Annotated in this window: 1 protein-coding gene; it reads left to right on the top strand. The window is 47.6% G+C overall.

Annotated features, from left to right (window positions below; all coding sequences use genetic code 11):
• The coding region (locus BCT81_RS22875; protein ID WP_157938887.1) for an iron chelate uptake ABC transporter family permease subunit at positions 1 to 487 on the top strand (487 nt) is incomplete at both ends.

Raw genomic sequence — 487 nt, 5'->3', positions numbered from 1 at the left:
AGAACTCTTCATGGTCGCGGCGGTATTAGGGTCACTCTGTTTCACCGTGATTCTTGTGAGTATGGTAAAGGCAATGCGGCTTACCACGACCAAGCTGCTGCTGGTAGGTGTCGCATTAGGTATTCTTTCTGGTGCTATGGTGACATGGGCATTCTACTTCAGTGATGACATGAGCCTTCGTCTGTTGATGTACTGGCTAATGGGTAGCTTAGGCGGCGTGACTTGGTATCAACACTCGCTGACATTAGTTATGATTCCTGTGATTATCTGGTTGTGTCTGCAAGGCAGCAAGCTCGACAAACTGATGATTGGTGAGATCCATGCAGCGCAACTTGGCGTGAATGTGCCTAAGTTACGCTGGCGCTTAATCTTCGCAGTATCCATTTTGGTTGGCTGTGCAGTGGCGTTGGGCGGTGTAATCAGCTTTGTTGGTTTGGTTGTGCCACACTTACTGCGTTTAGCAATTGGTACCGATAATAAATATCTA

The sequence above is a fragment of the Vibrio sp. 10N.261.52.A1 genome (assembly GCF_002876325.1).
Classification (GTDB): Bacteria; Pseudomonadota; Gammaproteobacteria; order Enterobacterales; family Vibrionaceae; genus Vibrio; species Vibrio chagasii.
This window is presented reverse-complemented; position numbering and strand designations above follow the sequence as displayed.